At 53.1% G+C, this 19,624-nt stretch carries 20 protein-coding genes and 3 pseudogenes; 6 read left to right on the plus strand and 17 right to left on the minus strand.

Annotated features, from left to right (window positions below):
* Positions 1–41 precede the first annotated feature (41 nt).
* Positions 42–650: a YqaA family protein gene (locus NNL35_RS18325; RefSeq protein WP_006677967.1), complete on the minus strand. Its 609-nt coding sequence runs from the start codon at positions 648–650 to the stop codon at positions 42–44.
* 477 nt (positions 651–1,127) lie between these two features.
* On the opposite strand from NNL35_RS18325, the gene NNL35_RS18330 reads away from it, so the two are divergent.
* Positions 1,128–1,814, plus strand: coding sequence for a response regulator transcription factor (locus NNL35_RS18330; protein WP_006677968.1), 687 nt, complete (start codon positions 1,128–1,130; stop codon positions 1,812–1,814).
* Positions 1,811–3,124 (plus strand): sensor histidine kinase, encoded by a 1,314-nt coding sequence (locus NNL35_RS18335; RefSeq protein WP_006677969.1) that lies wholly within the window; start codon positions 1,811–1,813, stop codon positions 3,122–3,124. The genes NNL35_RS18330 and NNL35_RS18335 overlap by 4 nt, the downstream gene beginning before the upstream one ends.
* A gap of 120 nt (positions 3,125–3,244) precedes the next feature.
* Here the strand turns inward: NNL35_RS18335 and NNL35_RS18340 are convergent, their stop codons facing one another.
* Both NNL35_RS18340 and NNL35_RS18345 read right to left on the minus strand, forming a co-directional pair.
* On the minus strand, positions 3,245–4,072 hold the full coding sequence (locus NNL35_RS18340) for an aminoglycoside adenylyltransferase domain-containing protein (protein WP_006677970.1): 828 nt from the start codon (positions 4,070–4,072) through the stop codon (positions 3,245–3,247).
* Between the two features lie 192 nt (positions 4,073–4,264).
* Positions 4,265–4,456: pseudogene (locus NNL35_RS18345) on the minus strand (hypothetical protein); the annotation flags it as partial.
* Positions 4,457–4,869: 413 nt separating this feature from the next.
* Between NNL35_RS18345 and NNL35_RS18350 the strand changes: the two are divergent.
* Positions 4,870–6,102, plus strand: a complete 1,233-nt coding sequence (locus NNL35_RS18350) for an IS110 family RNA-guided transposase (protein ID WP_254552890.1) — start codon at positions 4,870–4,872, stop codon at positions 6,100–6,102.
* A 123-nt stretch (positions 6,103–6,225) separates the two neighbouring features.
* Here NNL35_RS18350 and NNL35_RS18355 read toward each other — a convergent pair whose 3' ends face one another.
* The 3 genes and pseudogenes from NNL35_RS18355 to NNL35_RS18365 all read right to left on the minus strand — a co-directional run bounded on the left by NNL35_RS18355 (position 6,226) and on the right by NNL35_RS18365 (position 8,176).
* A complete protein-coding gene (locus NNL35_RS18355) occupies positions 6,226–6,381 on the minus strand; it encodes a hypothetical protein (protein WP_254553639.1) in 156 nt (51 codons plus the stop codon).
* A 253-nt stretch (positions 6,382–6,634) separates the two neighbouring features.
* Positions 6,635–7,843 (minus strand): MFS transporter, encoded by a 1,209-nt coding sequence (locus NNL35_RS18360; RefSeq protein ID WP_006675942.1) that lies wholly within the window; start codon positions 7,841–7,843, stop codon positions 6,635–6,637.
* Between the two features lies 1 nt (position 7,844).
* A pseudogene (locus NNL35_RS18365) lies at positions 7,845–8,176 on the minus strand (DUF6530 family protein).
* Between the two features lie 379 nt (positions 8,177–8,555).
* Between NNL35_RS18365 and NNL35_RS18370 the strand changes: the two are divergent.
* The gene (locus NNL35_RS18370; protein ID WP_006675939.1) at positions 8,556–10,154 is read left to right on the plus strand and encodes a M2 family metallopeptidase; all 1,599 of its coding nucleotides are present in this window, start codon (positions 8,556–8,558) and stop codon (positions 10,152–10,154) included.
* Between the two features lie 59 nt (positions 10,155–10,213).
* On the opposite strand, the gene NNL35_RS30430 is transcribed toward NNL35_RS18370, so the two are convergent.
* The 5 genes from NNL35_RS30430 to NNL35_RS18390 form a co-directional block, all read right to left on the minus strand.
* Positions 10,214–10,345, minus strand: coding sequence for a hypothetical protein (locus NNL35_RS30430; RefSeq protein ID WP_274380363.1), 132 nt, complete (start codon positions 10,343–10,345; stop codon positions 10,214–10,216).
* Between the two features lie 16 nt (positions 10,346–10,361).
* Positions 10,362–10,988, minus strand: coding sequence for an FMN-dependent NADH-azoreductase (locus NNL35_RS18375; protein WP_006675938.1), 627 nt, complete (start codon positions 10,986–10,988; stop codon positions 10,362–10,364).
* Between the two features lie 153 nt (positions 10,989–11,141).
* Positions 11,142–11,795 (minus strand): response regulator, encoded by a 654-nt coding sequence (locus tag NNL35_RS18380; protein WP_006675937.1) that lies wholly within the window; start codon positions 11,793–11,795, stop codon positions 11,142–11,144.
* Positions 11,792–13,435 carry a GAF domain-containing sensor histidine kinase gene (locus tag NNL35_RS18385; RefSeq protein WP_006675936.1) on the minus strand — a complete coding sequence of 548 codons (1,644 nt, stop codon included), beginning with the start codon at positions 13,433–13,435 and terminating at the stop codon, positions 11,792–11,794. Before NNL35_RS18385 ends, NNL35_RS18380 begins: the two co-directional genes overlap by 4 nt.
* A gap of 71 nt (positions 13,436–13,506) precedes the next feature.
* Positions 13,507–14,334, minus strand: a complete 828-nt coding sequence (locus tag NNL35_RS18390) for a VanW family protein (protein ID WP_006675935.1) — start codon at positions 14,332–14,334, stop codon at positions 13,507–13,509.
* A gap of 93 nt (positions 14,335–14,427) precedes the next feature.
* On the opposite strand from NNL35_RS18390, the pseudogene NNL35_RS18395 reads away from it, so the two are divergent.
* Positions 14,428–14,653, plus strand: a pseudogene (locus NNL35_RS18395) (GNAT family N-acetyltransferase); the annotation flags it as partial.
* A 49-nt stretch (positions 14,654–14,702) separates the two neighbouring features.
* On the opposite strand, the gene NNL35_RS18400 reads toward NNL35_RS18395, so the two are convergent.
* A complete protein-coding gene (locus NNL35_RS18400; RefSeq protein ID WP_006675934.1) occupies positions 14,703–15,008 on the minus strand; it encodes a DUF5316 domain-containing protein in 306 nt (101 codons plus the stop codon).
* Between the two features lie 175 nt (positions 15,009–15,183).
* Positions 15,184–15,468 carry a TFIIB-type zinc ribbon-containing protein gene (locus NNL35_RS18405; protein ID WP_006675933.1) on the minus strand — a complete coding sequence of 95 codons (285 nt, stop codon included), beginning with the start codon at positions 15,466–15,468 and terminating at the stop codon, positions 15,184–15,186.
* A 442-nt stretch (positions 15,469–15,910) separates the two neighbouring features.
* Here NNL35_RS18405 and NNL35_RS18410 point away from each other — a divergent pair, with 442 nt between their 5' ends.
* Entirely contained in the window at positions 15,911–17,131 is a 1,221-nt protein-coding gene (locus NNL35_RS18410; protein WP_006675932.1) for a GNAT family N-acetyltransferase, read from the plus strand.
* Positions 17,132–17,193: 62 nt separating this feature from the next.
* Here NNL35_RS18410 and NNL35_RS18415 read toward each other — a convergent pair whose 3' ends face one another.
* The 4 genes from NNL35_RS18415 to NNL35_RS18430 form a co-directional block, all read right to left on the minus strand.
* Positions 17,194–17,985: a M15 family metallopeptidase gene (locus tag NNL35_RS18415; protein ID WP_100226284.1), complete on the minus strand. Its 792-nt coding sequence runs from the start codon at positions 17,983–17,985 to the stop codon at positions 17,194–17,196.
* Between the two features lie 176 nt (positions 17,986–18,161).
* Entirely contained in the window at positions 18,162–18,767 is a 606-nt protein-coding gene (locus NNL35_RS18420) for a 50S ribosomal protein L25 (RefSeq protein ID WP_006675930.1), read from the minus strand.
* Between the two features lie 127 nt (positions 18,768–18,894).
* A complete protein-coding gene (locus NNL35_RS18425; protein ID WP_006675929.1) occupies positions 18,895–19,164 on the minus strand; it encodes a hypothetical protein in 270 nt (89 codons plus the stop codon).
* Positions 19,158–19,487, minus strand: coding sequence for a YbjQ family protein (locus NNL35_RS18430; RefSeq protein WP_006675928.1), 330 nt, complete (start codon positions 19,485–19,487; stop codon positions 19,158–19,160). The genes NNL35_RS18425 and NNL35_RS18430 overlap by 7 nt, the downstream gene beginning before the upstream one ends.
* Between the last annotated feature and the right edge of the window lie 137 nt (positions 19,488–19,624).

Consider the following 19,624-nt stretch of genomic DNA (forward strand, 5'->3'; position numbering starts at 1 on the left):
AGCCGGCTTCCCGGTAGACATCCGGTGCCGGCTATGTTTTATCAGATATTGTTGCTCGATTGCTCGATAGTTTGCGCAGCGGCCGCTTCCTTTCTTTTGAGATACCTTTTGCGAAGCAGCAGAAATACGACAATGATCGGGACGGCGATAAGGAATATATACAGAGAGACCTTATGAACCATCCCTTCTGCCGAACGGCCATAGAGGTAGAACAATAAGCCGATGGCATAGAACTTGACCGCTCTTCCGAGCGCAGCATAAGCGATAAGGCGCCACAATGGGAACTTGAGGCAGCCGGACAAAATCGTGAACACTTTAAAAGGAATCGGCGTGAACGAACCGATGAGGATGGCCGCCTCTCCTCTCTTCTTGAACATCTCGGTCGCGGAATCGACCCATTCCTTTTTGAGAAATTTGTACATAATGGAATGGCCGAGCCCCTTGCCGATCAGATAGCCGATTGGCGTGCCGAGCAGACAGGCGATATAGCCGATCGTCGCCAGCCACAGCGCGTTAGACGGATCGAGCAAGCTAAGCGACACTTGCAGGAAGAAAGCGGGTATCGGAAAAATAACCGCATCGGCGAACGAGTGGATGAACAATCCCCAGGCTCCATAATTCATGAAGAAATCAATGATTTGCTGAAACATACTTTGCTCCTATCCGGAAATCCACTTATTTATGCTTGCATCCTTCTCCGCCCTATCCTTCCTCTCTATTCGATCTCTTCGGAATGGAAAGGTAACCTAACGCGGATCCGGGGCGATCGAATCAATAGACGAATCAGGAAGACGGCTCCCCTTCACCATGACTATGACTTATCCCACAGATCCAATCGTCATATGGCCAGCATGCCAGCTATATTTTAAAATAACATTATTGCAATCAGAAGAGAACCGTTTTTATGTGAAATGGTCAGGTGCCGCAGGGCAGTCGCTATCCCCTGCCCGTTGCGGTACAATACAACAATAGCAACTTTTTCTGAAGCCCGAATAAAAGAAATGTGAAAAATTATGAAGGCATGCCCCGGCCCGTTTCACAATTCTTCATTATCGCTTTATTCTTTTTATAGTTTTATCGCTTACAGTAAGAAGGGGAAAGGATAGCTGCAAAGTGAGGAATAACAGATGACGAAGCCATGCGTATTAATTGCCGATGATGATAAAGAGATCGTCGATTTGATTGCCGACAGCCTGGAAGACGAAGGCTTTGCAACCGTCAAGGCCTATTCCGGGCAGGACGTATTGGAGCTGACGAAGGATCGCTCCTATGCGCTGCTGCTGCTCGATATTATGATGCCGAACGGGAGCGGGATCGAGATATGCCGCACCATTCGGGACCGTGTGACGGCCCCGATCGTATTCATCACGGCCAAGAGCCGCGACCTGGATAAGGTCGTCGGCTTCGAGATCGGAGCGGATGACTATATTACGAAGCCGTTCAGCATCGATGAACTGGTGGCCCGGGTGAAGGCCCATATCCGAAGAGACCATCGCAGCCAGGCGCGCCGGCAGGAGCGAATTTACGGAAATCTTATCATAGACAAGGACACTTACGAGGTAATCAAGGACGGCGTAAAGATCGATCTGTCCACCAAAGAATTTCAAATCCTGTCTTACCTTGCGGACCACCACAATAAAGTGCTGTCCCGGGAGCAAATCTATGACGCCGTATGGGGACAGAGCGAATTGGGCGATATGAATACCGTCACCGTCCATATCAAAAATATCCGCAACAAAATCGATCCGGAGAACCGGCTCATTGTTACGGTCTGGGGTGTAGGCTATAAATTTACGGGAGGACTGGCTCCTTGACATTCAGCATCAAAACCAAAATCGTTCTCGCCTTTTTCATTGTCGCCCTGCTTAACGGCGCTTTCGCCTTCGGTTATTATCAATTCTACTTGGCGGATAAGTTTATGGAGAGCACACAGATCATCGGCAAGGAAAATGCCCAATATCGGCAACAGCTGATGGAGGATATCGTGGCGCTGTACCCCGACGAGAGAGCCATCGCCTCCTTGATCCGGACGGAAGCCGCGACGCAAGGCATCCAGATGACGATGACGGATATCGATGGCCGGGAAATCGCGGCTGCGGCGGAACAAAGGGAAGGCATCGCTCTCTTCCAAACCAAGGAAGTCGTGCGGATTCAGGGCGAAGCCGTCTATCTGATCGACTTCCAATACCCTGACTGGTACGAGCAGGTGAAGCCGATGAAGAGCCTGCTCTTGCTGGTCATTGCCGTACTCGTACTCTCGGTAATCGGGCTCATTTTTTATTTGCAGAGCCACATCGTCAAGCCTCTCACTTTGCTTCATACCTATATGAAGACGTTTCATTTCAAAAATATGAAGCTTCCCAAGCTGGAGCGGCGCCAGGACGAGATCGGCGAGCTGATGAAGGATTTCGCGGAAATGGGACAACGCTTGGAAACGTCGCATAACGAACAGGTCGATATGATCGCGGCCGTCTCCCATGACATCAAGACGCCGCTCACCTCCATTATCGGCTATGTGGAACGGCTGTCCGGAAGCAAGACGCTGACCGAGGCCAAAAAAGAGGACTATTACCGGATTATTCACCGGAAAGCGAAAGATATCGAAAAGCTGGTCGAGGATTTTTCCGCCTTCAGCGACATGGAGCATGACACGCTCAAAATCGCGACGGAGCGCGTCCATGTGCGGAGCTTCATCCAGAGCATCTGCACAGAGTATGAAGAAGAGCTGCAAGCGCATCAAGCCCGGCTGGAATGGACCTGTCAGGTGCCTGAGGATGTCCAGGTGGAATTGGATATGAAGAAAATAAGACGGGTGTTTGCGAACATCGTGCATAACGCGCTGATCTACGTCAGTCCACCGGTCCATCTCCGGTTGAGCTGCGAGCTTCAGGACGGCAGCCTGCGCATCGCTTTCGAGGACAATGGCGAAGGCGTGCCTGACGAGGAACTGGAACGGATATTCGACAAGCTGTACCGGGTCGATCCATCCCGCTCCCGCGCTGGCGGCGGCAGCGGACTGGGCTTAGCCACATGCAAGAGCATGATTGAAGCTCACGGCGGCAGAATTCACGCGTACCGCAATCCGCTGGGAGGCTTGGGGATCTATTTCACTCTTCCGCTGTAGCACTCCCTCCGCAATCCCGGACAAAGCAATTGCTCCCTGGAAGGATCCAGGGAGCAATTTGCCGTACTTGCGAACATCGAACATCATATCGGATGGACCGTGTTTTGTCACGCCGTGAATTTAACCGTCCTGGAGCGCAGCGCAGGCATAATCCCGGAATGCAAGCAGATTGGCGCGATTCCATACCTTTCCGCCCGTTTTTCTCTGTTCATCGCTCACCGGCTCCGCGGAACGATAGACATCAAGCGCTTGTTGAATCAATGGATGATAGTCTAGCGGCAAATGCTTCAGCCCCCATTCCCCGCCCTCATCCTTGCTGTGCACGGTCTGGCTATTCTCATCGTACAGCTGGAACACGCGGCATATATTCAATACGCTATAAAACGGTGTATCTACGATATGCTCATCTTCAAGAATCCAGTTGAGGTCATCCCGCACCGCTTCCATAAAATGCGCCCATTCTACGGTTCCGAACACAGCGGATATCGGTGTTCCATACAGACAGATGCCGCGCTGTGTAACATACGTGAGATGCGACAGCAGGTCACTGTCGGTCCGTTCTCCATCATAGTTCACATCTTGATTGAGAATCTTGTCATGCCACTGCGCACTATAATGAACTTCAAAGGGAACGGGCACCGGGATGTCCCTGGCCGTGCGGGCCGTAATGACGCTGAGCTCCGGCTTGCCAGCCACAGGGCTGTTGGATGCCTCGTTCGCGATAGCAAGACCGACAGCCTCCGCCTTGGCAGCTTCTAGTCGCTCATCTACGACGACAATCAGGTCGATATCGCTCTTGGGCCGGTAATAGCTGCCCATCGCCAGCGACCCGTGCAAATATATCCCGATTAGCCGGTTTCCGAGCTCCTCTCGCAGCCGCTCAACCAGCGTTAGCACGAATTTCTTAATATCCTCATCACACTCGGGCCAGACTTGCGCACGAACCATGCATCTCACTCCTCTCAGAAAAAGTTGGTTAATATTGAATGGTAATCTATTTCCCGCTTCATTATCATTACTTACGTCACAAAAACGGATAAAAATTCATCGTCTTGCCGATCATGATTACCTTTTATTTCAATACCGCCGTTCGACTTCCTCCCTCGGTTGCTTCATATTTTAGAGCCCCCTGCGGCGGTCCTTCTTCCTTGCCCGAGTCTGTTCCGGGCAGCTTATCGATTCCATATACTGGCGCTGACATTCCCGCTGCAGCGTATCCATCGCCAAGGTCGACTTCCCGGAACCCGACGGACCGGTCACGACCACAAGCTTGAACATCGGAATCTCCACTGAAATGAACTTGTCTCGGTCATCCACCCCGCTTCCATGGATCGAGCTGCCGAAAACTGCGAAAATCAGGCTGTTGAGAAAGTCCAGAGGATTTTTGGGCACTTCATCAGGACTTGTCTCTCAGTAGAAAAATTTTATCTGATCGAGTGCCTGAAAACTGCACGGTTTCTCAAGACACGTTGATTCAGTAGGCAAAATCCTGCACAAACCCCCATGACGTCTACGACGTCACCCCCCAGAATGAAAATAGGTAGATGTAAACTTTTAAAGTTACTGTAGATGGTAATCATGAGACTAACAAATCCAAGGACGACTGTATTATTGGGGTACGACCCTGTTGCACAAACCGTCCAATTGCGATCGCGAGAACCGCCCAATGCACACCCAAGTGCGTGTATAAAATTTCTTTATTCAGATCGCATGATTTGTTAGTACACATGAAAGCAGGTGCAAGCATGGATGCCGTACGCGAATGCTGTTGCGGATTAGATGTCCATCAAAAAACAGTAGTTGCCTGTATCCTTTACGGGGATTTAGAATCCAAGCCCAAGAAAGTCATCGAAAGCTTTGGAACAACGACTACCGAACTACTCCGACTTCAAGATTGGCTTAACGCACATGAGTGTAAAGAAGTAGCCATGGAGAGCACAGGTGTGCTGTGGAAACCGGTATGGAATATTTTAGAGTCTAGCTGCTATTTAGTGTTGGCAAACGCTAAACAAATCAAGAATACACCAGGGCGTAAGACAGACAAGAAAGATGCGGAGTGGATTGCACAACTTCATCGTTGTGGTCTCATTCAACCAAGCGTGGTGTTGCCGCAGCATTTGCGGGATTTACGAGATCTAACGAGGTATCGTCTGAGAATCGTGGTGACCATTGCTTCTGAGAAGAATCGTATCCATAAAATTCTTCAAGACGGAAACATCAAGCTTACGAGTTTTATGAGCGATTTGTTCGGCGTATCCGGGCGTCTGCTTCTGGAAAAGCTCATGGACGGAGAAGTGCTCGTAGAAGATGACGTACGCGAACTTGTCAAAACCAAGCTAAAAACAAAAGTGCCTCAGTTAGTTGAAGCTCTGAATGGTCAGCTACGGCGACATCATCGTGTTATGATGCGTGCACACTGGAAGCACCTGCTGTTCGAGGAAGCAGAACTGCAAGAAATTGAATCATTAATCGACGAACAGCTTGAGCCTTATCGAAAAGAGATTGAGTGTTTAGACAGCATTCCCGGAATTGACAAGTCTTGCGCTTCCGCTATATTTGCAGAAATGGGGCCGGATATCGCCACGCGTTTTCCCACGGTCGAGCAATTCACCTCATGGGCAGGGGTATCTCCAGGTAATAATGAGAGCGCGGGGCGCAAGAAAAGCCGGAAATGCCTGCAAGGGAACAAGTATCTGAAACGTAGCATAACGCAAGCGGCATGGGCAAATTACAGGTCAAGGAATCGAATAGGTGAGCACTTTAGACGGATACGGAAACGACGAGGCGAAAAAACAGCAAGCGTAGCAACCGGACATCTCTTAATTAAGATCATTTATGCCATGATGAAAGAAGGAACGCCATACAAAGAAATAGACATGCAGGTACGCATGTCTAAACAAAGAACAGCTAATTTTTACGTAAAGAAACTCCAAGAGCTGGGCTTTGCACTTCAACTAACTGAAAACGAAACAAGCTAAATTTTGAAAATGATGTGATCATTTTCGGGGGGTGAGTCTTTTTTTGCTTTCTTAGAGTAATAATGGCCCGAAAAAGTTCTATTCATACATTTTGAAAGGGCTGTCGTGCTTACTTCAACGTTTTTATTTTCGTATAAAATACAGCAATTCGGTAGGGACGACTTCACCAGAAAGGGAATCCTGTAAAACTGCAGCAATTTCACCCCTTTCTCTTCGACTTAGCTCAAAAGGTCCAAAAATGATGTAGCTGTGCAGCAATTCCTCGAAATGTGGACTCATTGAGCTGAAATTCCTGTAAAATAGCAGCAATTCCCTCCACACGTTAAAACCCCAGGAGATTATGATGTCTCCAGAAGGCGATGACGTTCTGAATGCCAAGTTTCGATTAGGTAATCACCCCTCCGAAAAAAACAGGGGTTTTCCAACAGCCTGGTTTACGCATTATATTCCTGTTCCCGTAGGTTTTACCGTTTAGGCAGGATTTTTCTGCCTCATCCATTTTGCAAGGCGCCGATTACTGCTCGTTTCACCGTTATGATCGCGGACCTCTCTCCACATTTCTTCTTTTCTCAAAAACGATAGGGAGCAGCAAAATCGAACCGGCAATAATCAAGATACCGCTCATCACATACACCGCCAGCAGGGAAAACATATCCTTCAGATAGCCGGACAGGAACATGCCAGTCACCATCATCCCCATAAATACAGGCATGATCGCACCGGATACCCGGCCCATAAATGCCCCTTCTGTGTTCCGTAGAATAAGCGTCTGGATTCCGCCCTGAATGCAAGGGTATACCAATCCGCTGATTACCAAGAGAACAATGGTCAGCCAGATCATCGTAGACGCGCCTATTCCCATCGTACAGACGGCAGTGACAAGCAAGCCCAACATGAGCATCAACTGTGGGTTCACCTTTTTGGCTATCCCCATGATGGCAATTCCGCCTGCCAGCATGGCTGCCCCATTGGTCATCACCATCCACTGCAGAAATGGTTTCTCCTGTCCCAATTTCTCAATGACGAGAAAGATCTGAAGCGGCTGAGTTAGTCCCGACGCCAATCCGATAACCGAAAAAGTCAAGCAAAGGGTTCTTAAGGATGGACTCGACCCGATATAGCGCAGCCCGGCCGTCAACTCCTTCATGAATCCGCCGGTATCCCCAGACTTCGGTTCCTCCGCGTCACGGGGAAGCGACGCTAATACAAGGGAAGATCCCAGGAACAGACCGGCCGTCAGAATCAGGGAAGCTTTAATTCCAAACTGTATAAAAATAAACGTGCCGATGACCGGACCCAAGACCGTAAAAACAGCGACAAGCGTCTGGGACATCGCCATCACGCCCTGCAGTTGTTCAACGGGTACATGCCGTTTGTACAATTTCATGGCCGAAGGCTGAGAAAATTGGGACAGGCTGGCCGAAATAAATGAGCCGATGAGAAGCGCAGTCCATCCGCCGCCCATAAGAGCAAGCAGCACAGCCACAACGGACAAGGCGGACAGCAGATCGCTCCATACCATGGTCCGCTTCGGCCGCGATCGGTCGGCAAAGGTACCTCCGATAAGGGCGAAGAGAAAGATCGGCGAGAATTCCGCAACCGAAATCAGGGAGACATATACCGGATTATTGTTCGTCAATTCGGTAACATAAAGAAGTACCGCATAATTCCGGATCCAAATTCCCAACTGCAGCAGCGCCCGGGAAAAGATAATTGTTCGAACATAACGATTGGCAAACATGTTAATACCCCATATCCTTTACTAATTTTGATAACGTGCGCAAACGTTCGCCAATCATCTCATCGTCGTCGCTCAGAGCTTGGCTGAACAGCTTAATATCTTCATTTATCCTCTCATTGTCAGTGCATATCGCCACGGTCATGACATCCCCTTGCAGGCCAACCCGGTCGATGACGGGGTCCTGCGAGTCATATAAATGCTCATATTTGGATGCTTCGCGAAAATGAGCCAGCGACCTTTTACATCCGTGTCTCGGGCGAGTCGTCCGTCAACCTGCTCATCGTTTTCTGCCACAACAACAGGCTTGACTTTTAAAGTCGTTGGTATTTTCATCTTCCTTCCCCCTTTTCATTTACTCGATAACTTAATCACTAATTTACTAAATGACTGAACGACTGCTTCATTTTAGATCGCTTTTCATCGTGCGTCAATCCGTTTTTTGACCAAGACTCCAATCGGTCCTTGCGCAAGCTTAACGCCAAGACCATCAAGCACAGGCCTAACAGCTTACGCAGCTATAATAACTTTCCGATTATTTGGCATTCTTGTCTCTTTCACATAAAAGTCAAAATTCAGCGGAGAACGCCCATCCTTCGTATGATATAAAGGGAAATATTGGAGTTTTGATTACGTTCCGATCAGGTTCCCATTCTCCCCCAGATGTGCGGGACAAGGGAGGCACTCTACTTATCGCTCGAATGGAGGTCCATTGATGGAGTTAGAAGCTTTTTTAAAACGACAGAACGAAGCGGTGAATGAGCGGCTTTCCCGGATTTACGAAATGGGCTGGAAAGTCACATCTACCGGCGATCAGGAATGGAATGACCGGCTGGAGCAAGCGCAGAACGAATGGAGCCGTTATTGTTCGGACACGGAGCAATTCCAGGAAGTCAAGAAGTACAGAGCGCTTCCGAACCTGTCCCCGCTCCAGCGCCGCCAGCTCGATGAGCTGTTCGCCATGTTCGGCAAGCAGCAGCTGGAGCCGGAGCTTGCCGAACAATCGGCTGCAATGACGAAAGAGCTTGTCGATGTATTCAATAACTACCGTCCCACGCTGGACGGCAAGCCGGTCTCGAACAACGATCTGCGATCGATACTGGAGAACAGCCCGGATATGGAGCTGCGCAAGCGGGCCTGGCTGGCCACCAAGCAGATTGCGGTCCGGGTCGAAGACCAGCTTCTTGCGCTGGTGGAGCAGCGCAATCGGGAAGCGCGCTCCCTTGGGTACGACAATTACTATCAGATGAGCTATGCGCTGCAGGAGCTGGATGTGGAGGAATCGTTCGCGATTTTCAATGAGCTTCTGGAGTTAAGCGAGGAGCCCTATCAGTCCGTGAAGCGGGAGATTGACGAAGATACCTGCCGCCGGTTCGGCATTCTGCGCGACCAGCTTCGGCCATGGCATTATACGGATCCTTTTTTCCAAGGCGCCCCGCCCCAAGGCCAATGGAGCATGAACGACGAACTGCAGGGACGGCGGTTAGAGGATTTCGTCCTGAACACGTTCCGCGATATGGGGTTGGAGATCGGCGATATTATGGACGCCAGCGATCTGTATCCGCGGGACAACAAATACCCGTTCGGCTATTGCACGAGCATGGGCCGGGAAGGCAAGCCCCGCATCATGATGAGCATTGATGCCAGTGAGTTCTGGCTGAGCGCGATGCTGCACGAGTTCGGCCATGCGGCGTATGACAAATATATCGATCCGTCGCTGCCGTTCCTGCTGCGCAAGCCTGCCCATACGCTGACAACCGAAGGGATCGCGATGCTGTTCGGCAGAATGACGAAGCAGTCCGAGTGGATTAAACGGTACATTTTCGAGAATCGCCCGCATGCCGCATTCATGAGGGAGGAAGCCTCGATCGAGCAGGCGCTGCGCCGGGATATGCTGGTCAGCATGCGCTGGTACCTCGTGTTCACCCTGTTCGAGCGCGAGCTGTACGAGCATTCCGGCAGCGGGAAGGAACTGAATGAGCGCTGGTGGCAGCTTGTCCAGCGGATTCAGCATCTCCAGCCGCCCGAGCATACCCATTATCCGGACTGGGCGGCGAAGATGCACTTCTCGCTCGCTCCGTTCAGCTATCAGAATTACATATTGGGAGAGTTGACTGCGTCTCAAGTGCAGCATTATATCGAGGCCAATATATCACGGCCTATGTATACTCGGGAGACCGGCGCTTATTTGAAGGCGCGCTTCTTCTCCTGCGGGGCGGCGCTGTCCTGGAACGACAAGCTGCGGGAGGCTACGGGAGAACCGCTCCAGCCGCGTTACTTCGTAGAGCAGTTCGTCCGCCATTCACGAGCGTGACGCCCTAACCGAGACAGAGCCTTCATGACGAATCATGAAGGCTCTGTCCTTATTTTAGGCTAATACATGCGATGGTAGATTCCCATCTGCGCGACATCTCTAGCAGCCAGTAGGTTGGCGGGAACCGGCTCATCTTCCCTGCCCAGCTTCAGCAGAAGCCACAGCAGCGAATCGTCCAGGTAGGCCATCATCTCTCTACTCCTCCTCCTAGAAGGCTGCAGCCGTCTTCATCGCGGCCGCTATGCCTTGGTCAATCATGCGCTCCCGATGCTCCGGATATTGATCATGGCCTTCCACGATGACGGTGACGATGTCTTGAATGCCCAACAGCTCCAGGTTGTGAATCATCCAGTTCACGGCCATCTCCTGATCCGACGCCGGACCGCTGGAATAGACTCCCCCGCGGGCATTCAGCAGCGCGACCTTTTTGTTGCCGAGCATGCCGACAGGGCCCTCGGGCGTGTAACGATAAGCGATGCCCGGCTGGCTCACATAGTCGATATACGTATGCAGAACGGCAGGAACCGTCAGATTCCACATCGGAAAAGCAAACACGATCTTGTCCGCTGCGACGAACGGATCGAGGAAACGCATCACGCGGTCGACCGCTTCCTTTTCCGCCGGTGACAGCTCTGCTCCTTGACGCCGCTTGGCCATCCCGTCCAGCATCACATCGTTGTAATAAGGCAGATCCTCCTGGTATAAATCAAGCTCAATCACCCGTTCGGACGGATTGGCTTTCCGGTAAGTATCCAAAAACGCATGATATAGTTTTACGCTTACCGATTGATAGAGGGAACGGCAGTTGGCTTTGACGAATAAGACTTGATTCATTTGACATTCTCCTTTTGCGCATCTCTAATACTTGGGCTTCCGTCTTCAGCATAACAAGACTCCCGACGAAGCGCGTCGGCAGGAAGCCCGGGACGAGCATACCAAAAAAGCCCGATCGATGATCGGGCTTTTCTACGACTTTGGATGTAGTTGTCACTCTGCCAATCCCCGCTTGACCGCGTATACCGCCGCCTGCGTCCGGGCGTTCATCCCCAGTTTGCCCAGCAGATTGCTGACATGCGTCTTCACGGTCTTCTCCTTAATGTTGAAGTGGGCCGCAATCTCCTTATTGGTTCGGCCCCGGGCAATCTGCCGCAGCACCTCCACCTCGCGGCTTGTCAGCAATTCCAGCGGCGGATCGCCGGCCTCCGGCGCTTCGTCCGGCTGTGCCGAGAGATGCGACATCAGCTGCTCCGTCACATTCGGATGAAGCTTGACCTGTCCCCTATGAATATCGATGATGGCTTGAACCAGCTCATTCGGCATAATATCCTTCATGACGTAGCCGTTCGCGCCGGCCTGGACCGCGGGCACGACGTAATCCTTGTCCACGAAGGACGTGAGGACGAGCACCTTCGTGTCCGGATGATGCCGGCGGATATGCCGGGTCGCTTCGATGCCGTTCATCTGCGGCAGCATCAGGTCCATCAGCACCACGTCGGGTTGCAGCGTCTCTACCATCTGGATCGCGTCGGTTCCGGTCATCGCTTCGCCGACGATGTCAATATCCGGCTGCATCTTCAAAAAAAATTGAAGCCCGCGCAGCACGACCGCATGATCATCCACGAGCAGCACCTTGATCTTCATCCTTCCTCTCCTCCCTTCCGGCAGGGCAATTGAACGCGAATGACGGTTCCCTTGCGCGGCACGCTCTCCAGCTCGAACGTGCCGCCGCATGTCCCTGCCCGCTCCCGCATTCCGGTTATGCCCAGGCCGGCATTGTTCCGGAGCTTCACCATGCCGATGCCATCATCGGCTATCTCCATACGAACATGGGTACCTTCTTTGTACAACCGGATTCGCACGATATCGGTCTTCGCATGCTTGCGGACATTGTTGATCGCTTCCTGTCCGATGCGGAACAGCGTCTCCTCAACGTGGCGGGGCAGCTCCAGCAGGCTGTCCGCCCGCGCCTCGACGGAGATTCCCTGAGTCGTGCCGTAGCGCACAAGACCGGTCAGGAGACCTTCTTCGAGGCCGGCCGGGCGGAGCTGCCAGATGAGCGATCTCATCTCGCATACCGCGTCCTTCGTCAGCTCCCGCATCTCGGACAGAGCGGCGAGCGCGTCCGCTGTCCGGGAGGAAGCCAGCAAGCTCTCCATTCCATGTGCGGTCAACTGCAGCGCGAACAGCTTCTGCGAGACTGAATCATGCAAGTCCTGCGCCAGCCGGTTGCGCTCCTGCCACATGGCCAGCTTCAGCTGCTGCTCCCGGTACTGCGCAGCCTCATGCCCCCGCGACAGCAGCTCGGCGGCACGATGCAGCATGTCCATCATGACCGGGTCAAAATGCTTCGCCTCCGTGCTATCCGCATAGAGAACGCCGATCGCCCGGTCCCGCAGCAGAATCGGAACGGCAGCCGCGGCTGCGATTCGCTCCGCCTGGCGGGGGCGGTTCCGGCGCTTGCCGGGCGCTGCGGCGGCGGGATTCCAGCGCTGGTCGGACTTCTCCGCATAGACGCTTCTGATCCGCTGCCGGGTGAGCGCGCTCGTCCGCATGGCCTTGTGCGAGAGCCGGCCCTCCTCCCAATAAGCGATGCAGGCCAGCTCTCCGCTCTCCGCCATATGCACAGCAGCGCTGCGGCAGTTCAGCAGCTCGCCTGCGGCACGGGCAATCCGCTCGGGAATGTCCCGGTAATCGGCAATTCCCGCCAGTTCGCCGGATAATTCCCCCATCCGCTGCAACAGCTCGGCCTGCTTGAGGCGGGACTGGTACAGCAGCGTCCGCTCGATCGCCGTACCAATCTGATAGGCGACCGACTGAAGCATCGTCAGCTCGTCCGGATCGTAATGCGACTTGCCCGGCGCCGCGACGTTCAGCAAGCCATACAGCCGATCGCCCGCATGCAGCGGAATCGTAGCATGATGCGTAATGCCGGCCGTATCTCCCCACGCATACTTCACGGCATCCTCCAGCCGCTTGCAATGCATCGTGTTCTCGGCGCGGAAGTTTGCCCCTTGGCGGTACCATTCGATGCACCAGCAGCTTCCCTGGTTCAAGCGCCGCTTCTCCTCGGCATCCAGGGCGGGCGGAAGCCGGTAATCGGCCGCCAGGGTATAGTTCGGCATATCTTCCATGAGGAAAATCCACCCGGTCTGGAGCCCGGTTATCTCCACCAGCGTGCGCAGCACATTGTTCAGCAGCTCCGGCAGATCGGTCGAGCGGTTGATGGTCTCGGCAATGACTTGAAACGCATGCCGCTCATCCACGTGAATCGGGTTGCTCACGTTCAGTGCCTCCCTTGGTCGTGTCAACGTTATCCATATCATAACATGAATGCCGCAAGCCGCCGCACTTGTCAGCCGCTATTGCCGCTCCGCGCCTCCGCAGCCAGCAAGGGAGAGTACATCATAAGCGCATGGTTCTCGGCAACATCTTGTTCCGCTATCTTTTCCCCATTCCCGTTGAACTGGTGCCGGCAGATCCGATTATGCCGGATATAACCGCCCCAATGCTCCTGGGTAATCCGGTGCTCCTTCTCGACAATCTCATACCGGTACGGATGAGGCGCCGCGCTTCGCCACCTTCCGACAAGCATATCCTTCTCCAGCTCAAGCTGAAGCTGATACGGCTCCGTGGTCGGATTACAGATTTGCAAGTCCAAATAATTATAGACGCAGGTCGCACCGCTGCCGAAGGGCTGTGTCCGGTTCGAATCGGGAAATACATCATAGCTGTGCCGATGCCTCTCCGTCACCTGGAGCGGCGTGTGCAGCGCGGTCCAATAGATGAGGTTGGATAACTGGCACAGACCGCCGCCTATCCCCGTCTTGAACCCGCCATAGAACAGGACCATGCCGTCCACATATCCTTTTCTGCGGGTCGGCTTCCCGATGAGCCTCCAGTAAGAGAAGGTCTCGCCGGGATGAATAACAATACCGTTCAGCTTCCTTAACGCAAGCTGAAGGTTGACTTTCTTATTATCCTGCAGCCATCGGTCCACCCGGGGCAGATTCCGGTACACGGGCGTCTCATGCCGACAAATCTCGTACGGCAGCAGCTCCGTCTGCTTGTGACTGGCATAACGGGTCCTGCCGAATATCCATTCCAGATGCCTTTTGCCCCGGAAATACATCATGCCCAGTGTGATTCGCAGCTTCGATCTCGGCTTCGGCCGGGTTATCATCGGCTCCCCTCCCGCTTCGCGTTATGTATGAATCAGCACAAACATTGTAACATACCCCCGGCGATCATACATTTTGTGGAATGTCAAAGATTACGAATGATTCACCATTTTGAGAGGGATTACCAGAAAAAAAGCAGAGTAAAGCGGGGAATGTTTCCAAAGAGTCAATGCAACAAATAAATCAGAGGTCATGCCTGCCAACGAGGCGTCAAAGAAAGTTTTCCTCAAAAACGGCTTTGAAAAAGAAGGATTGATAAGACAAGCTTTTTTATGGTCCGGTAAAGGATTCATCGATTTGGAAACTGCATCCGGCCAATGACCGATCTTCGATATGTGGAGATTGATCGTGGAGGGGCTAGCGAACTACGTCATTGCTCAAACCATTTCGAACCGAGGTAGAGGATGATGCACGCAAGTAAATTCGGTAAAGCGGCCAGTAAGAAAAAAGTAGATAATTTGAATCTTCGATTCATGGCTTCCTTGCCTTCGGTCGCCATATCCACACGTCTGGAATCGGCGCCAATAAAAGCGCCAGAACAAAGAGCGGCTAATAGTATGGCAGCCAATCCAACATAACCGGATAACTTCATAGCAATGGAAATATCCCAAGCGACGACGGACATAGCGGCAATGACGCCAAGTATAAAGAGTCCAACCCAGAGTGCTTTTTTCATTCTTGCCTCCGTGTCATATCAGAGTAAATTTTACATTATATTAACACAGCCCTCGGAACATTCACATCAAACTTGGCTCAAAAAGCGAAGAATCGTGCCTGAACGGCACAAAAACACAGGCCCGAGGCCTGTGTTTTTGTCGTTCCGGGACCGTAAGCCGGAGCTATGAAGCTAATCAATCGAACAGATCGCCCAGCCGGTCGAGCACCGTTTTTTTCTTATGCGGCTTGTAGGATGGCGGGCGATGGCCCGAATCGTAATGGCCGTAATCGCTCTTATGCGGACGATGGTCGCGCTCCCATTCCTGATATTCCTGTCGCTCTCTTCGGACGTCGGACATCAGCTTCTCCAGCTCCCCCCGATCCAGCCAGACGCCCTTGCAGCTCGGGCATACATCGATCGTTACGCCTTCCTTCTCCACTTCACGCATCCGGACATCATTGCAAATTGGACAATTCATGTGTCATCCCTCCAACAGATTTTTCGATAGTATTACCGTGTATCTTCTAAGTTGACATTCATCAAGCTGATAAGCCGTAACCGTGAGCTCCGCGAATCACCCCCCAACAGAATCTACAACGAAAAAAGGCCTCTACCGTTAGATGGTAAAGGCCTCCATGTGTACAAAAAAGACCTCTACCCTGGACATGCGGTAAAGGTCTTGCTTACAACGCTGGCGTTGCCAATAAAGCCGGGGCGTGACAGGCCCGAAATGACGACTTTACTGTAGTAGCTACTCCCCTTCAATGAAGAAAGCGCTATTCGATTACTCCGATTATATATGTACGCAGGCGGGCATGTCAACCAGGGTTCATGGCCACAGTCCATTCCCGTTTGCATTCATAAGAATGCTTGGATACACTACATAATAACGGTAAAGACAAAATGTGGAGGGACATGCGATGAGCCGCCAGAAGCTCCAAGACAGACTGAAAATGAAAAAGGTTGAACCGAAGCATGGAGACCAATTCAATGACCTGCTTCGCTATGTATTCCAAGTCACGAACCTGGATCTGCAGACGTTCGGCTGGGAGAACCGCGAGATCGCGCAGGCGAAGCTGCCTGTTCTGAAGGAGGCCGATGTGCTCGGCTGGTTCGATGGCGACAAGCTGATCTCCCAGTTGGCCGTTTATCCGTTTCAGGTCAATATTTTCGGAGAGATCTATGAGATGGGCGGCTTGACCGGCGTAGGCACCTATCCGGAATACGCCAATCTTGGCTTGATGAGCCAATTGATGCGCCAGGCGCTCGCGAATATGCGCGAACGTGAGCAATCGATATCGTATCTGTATCCGTATTCGATTCCGTTCTACCGCCGCAAGGGCTGGGAGATCATTTCCGACAAAATCTCGTTCGAGGTGAAGGATACGCAGCTTCCGAAGCTCAAGACGGTGCCCGGCAGCGTGGAGCGTCTCTCGATCGACCACCCGGATATTCGCGACATATACAGACGCTTCGCTCTGGCCCATCACGGGGCGATGCTGCGGAGCGATCTCGCATGGGAAGAATATTTGCGCTGGGATCTGGACGATCTGACGGTGGCGGTCTACTATGACGAGGATCAGCAGCCGCAGGGCTACCTGCTCTATTGGATTGCGGAAGAAGTGTTCCACATGAAGGAAATGGTGTACATCGACGGCGAGGCCCGCGCGGGGCTGTGGAATTTCATCAGCGCCCATTTCTCGATGATTACGCGGGTCAAAGGCCATATTTACACGACGGAACCTCTCGCCTTCCTGCTCGAAGACAGCGACATCAAGGAGACCATCTCCCCGTATTACATGGCGCGCATCGTCGATATTCACCGCTTCGTGAAGCAATATCCGTTCCTGCCCCAGGCGGCGGAATGCCAACTGACCTTCACGCTTCACGATCCGATGCTGGAATGGAATCAGGGCAAATTCACGCTGAAGGTGGATGAGCAGGGCCGCGGCCAATTGACAGAGGGCGGAGGCACCCCGGCGGCGGCTTTCGATATTCAGACGCTGACGACAATGCTGATGGGCTACAAGCGTCCCGCTTATTTGGCGCGGGCGGGCCGCTTCCAGGCACACCAGGCGACGATCGAGCAGTTGGAGAAGCTGATCGATCGCCAGACGCCTTATTTCTCGGATTATTTTTGAGCGGCTGCGCCATTGGCCCCCTACCTTTCGGGTACGGGGCCAATGCTTTTCCTTATTCGCCTTTACCGCAAATCCGCTCCATAATACTCTTCCAGCGTCATCCCCTCTGCCACTAACCGCCCGGCCAGATCACGGCCGACATAGCGGAGATGCCACGGTTCATACTGATAACCGGTTATCTCCTCCTTCCCGCGGGGATAGCGAATAATATATCCGAAGCGGTGCGCATGCTTCGCCAACCACTTCGCTTCCTTCGTATCCGCGAAGCAGTCCTGGACCGCGCACCGGCCATCGCTGCCGGACAGATCGACGGCCAAGCCGGTCTCATGCTCGCTGTGGCCCGGCGCAGCGCTGTATGCGCTTGCCCGCCGGGAACCTTCAGTATGGACATATTGGCGGTAGACCGCTGCCTGTGCCGCAGACGAGCGGTAAGCCGAGACGCTGGCCAGATAGATATGTTCCCGCTCGGCCGCGGCGAACAGCCGTTCCAGCGCCTGGGCCGCTTCCCGGCGGAGCAAATACCGCTTCGACTTGATTCCGGTAAGCGTCCGCACCTGCGGGTAGATCAGATCGCGCGGCGTATATCCTGGGGGAAGTCCATGCCGCTTATTGACGAGAACCCCCGGGCTGTCCGCTTCCGCAAGGGGGCGGCTGGCTGGCTTGGCAGCTGGCTGCTCCCGCTCTACTGCGGATGGCGGGGCTGGCGGCGGGGACGCCTCTCCTTCGCGAATACCGGCTTGGCCGGACGCTTGCAGCTCGATTGCTTGCGTCCGGGCCGAGGGAGCCTTGCAGCCGAAGCACAAGGCGCAGAACAGGCTGCAACAGAGGATGCATATGAAAGCTCTACCAGACACGTTCAAGGCTCCTTCCTGCATTGGCAATGCTCTACCATGCGAGCATAATGATGTCATTAGATAGTCTGCACCATTTTGCCGGAACCATGAAATCTCTTTGACAAAAGATAAGCACCTGGACAATAGCTGTCAGGTGCTGTGTACTTCTCTATATGGATAAGGGCTAATGCGTTAAGCTACTTCGCGGCGCTCTCGGCGGTCTCCTCTTCCGTCTCCGCCGCCGTGGCGCCGCGCGGAAGAATAATGGAGGCGAGCAGCTCGCTGCCCGTTCCGGCCAACTGAATGCCTGCCGGCAGCTTCAATTCGCTGGCTGTCAGCTTATCCCCCACATTCAGATGAGAAATGTCGACGGGAATCGAGGTAGGCAGAGCGGAAGGAAGACCTTCGACTTCAAGCTCCACTTCCTGGGTCTGCAATACGCCGCCCACCTTCGTGCCGGCTGCCACCCCTTGATAATCCAGCGCGATCTTGACGCGCAGCGGCTTGTTCTCGGACACCTGCTGGATATCGAGATGGATCCAGTTGCCCCAGCGCTCTTGCACCGCTTTGATAACGGCAGGAATTGTCTTGTCTTCGACCTTCAGGTGGAACAATTCGGAACGACTCGTACGCACAAACTTATAGACTTCCTTCGCATCCAAATGTATTGGAACTCCCTCCATGGACGGACCGTAGACAACGGCCGGAATCCGCCCGCTCTTGCGCAGGCTCCGGATGGAGGAACGATTGAAATCCGTTCTCCGTTCTGCGGTAAGTTGAGAAGTATTGCCGTGTGCACTCATGACATAACAACCTCCTTCAATGTTCCCTATGCTCACAGAAGATGTGAAGTAAAAATAGGGTTATAGATCAACTTACCCATTGCGGAGCGGAGTGAAACAGCTTATTTCTAAAGATTTGATCATATAATTATTTTCTCAGATGAAACGACAGCGTTCCCCGCTTCGATTCGGCGGCCTCCTGCCGGTAATACCGCTTCCCTGTCGCGGGATCATAGTACACCGTAACAATCTGCCCGGTCGAGGGATCGCGGGATATTTCCCGTGTCGGGATGCAGCCGTCCGGCACCTCCTCCGCCTGTTCCAGATGCAGTCTGCGGTCCTTCTTCCTGGCAACCAGCAGCAGGATAAGGAAGAGTATGAGCTGGAAGCCGAAATACGCCAATATCCACTTCAGCATGGCGTCTCCTCCTCCAGGATCACCGCTGTGCCATAGGCGACAATCTCGCTCATCCTGTTCCCCGCCTCCCCCGAATCGAAGCGTACCATCACGATGCCGTTGGCGCCCATCATCCGGGCGTTGGCCACCATCCGATCCAGCGCCTGCTTGCGCGCGTCTTCCAGCATCTCGGTATATTGACGAATCTCCCCGCCGACCAGGCTTTTCACGGCGGCGGCAATATCTTTGCCGATGCCGCGCGATCGGACCGTCAGGCCGAAGACGGGGCCGATCGCCTCCTTCACTTTCCAGTTCGGGGGTCGTTCTGTAGTGACGATGATCATGGGCTAGTCTCTCCTTCTCATCATTGCATGGTATAGATGATACGAGAGAGCCGGGCGCATCGTTCAATTCGGCGAAGCAAATTATAATTAACGTCATTAATAGTTGTAAATTTGCCGGATTGCTCATGGCGGTATCG

Source organism: Paenibacillus dendritiformis, from assembly GCF_945605565.1.
Classification (GTDB): Bacteria; Bacillota; Bacilli; order Paenibacillales; family Paenibacillaceae; genus Paenibacillus_B; species Paenibacillus_B dendritiformis_A.